The sequence below is a fragment of the Corynebacterium pilbarense genome (genome assembly GCF_026930265.1).
GTDB lineage: Bacteria > Actinomycetota > Actinomycetes > Mycobacteriales > Mycobacteriaceae > Corynebacterium > Corynebacterium pilbarense.
The window spans coordinates 1-575 of the sequence record NZ_JANRML010000125.1; the positions used below are offsets into that span (position 1 = coordinate 1).

At 40.0% G+C, this 575-nt stretch carries 1 protein-coding gene; it reads right to left on the reverse strand.

The window, feature by feature from the left end; translation table 11 throughout:
- Positions 1 to 552 (reverse strand): reverse transcriptase domain-containing protein (locus tag NUW87_RS11535; RefSeq protein WP_269028672.1); only part of this gene is annotated, 552 nt, incomplete at its 3' end.
- Positions 553 to 575 lie beyond the last annotated feature (23 nt).

The following is a 575-nucleotide window of genomic DNA, read 5'->3' on the forward strand; positions in this document are numbered from 1 at the left end:
ATCTGCATGACTCTTGGAGAAACCAAGTCTTGTTAGATAGCTGTCCATTCTGGCATACCAAACCCTTGGAGCTTGCTTGAGTCCATATAGAGCTTTCTTTAATCTGCAAACGTGAGTGTCTCTGGAATGTACCTCAAACCCTTGAGGTTGTTCAATATATACTTCTTCTTCAATAGCTCCATTGAGTAAAGTTGTCTTTACATCCATCTGATGTAAGTTCCATCCCATGGAAGCAGCAAGAGATATGATAGCTCTAATGGAAGTATATCTAGCTACTGAAGAAAATGTTTCGTCATAGTCTTCTCCCTCCTTCTGGGAGAACCCTCTAGCTATGAATCTTGCTTTGTATTTATCCACGCTTCCGTCTGCTGCATGTTTGATCTTGTACACCCATTTTGAAGTTACCACCGATTTTTCTTTAGGTCTTGGTATGATTTCCCATACCTCATTTTTCATAATGGATTGATGCTCTTCCGTCATAGCTTCTTTCCATTGTCCTTTTTGAATTGCTTCTTCAAATGTGGTAGGTTCTTCATCTAGAAGCTTTGTCATGTACGCTGCATAGCTTGAGAATC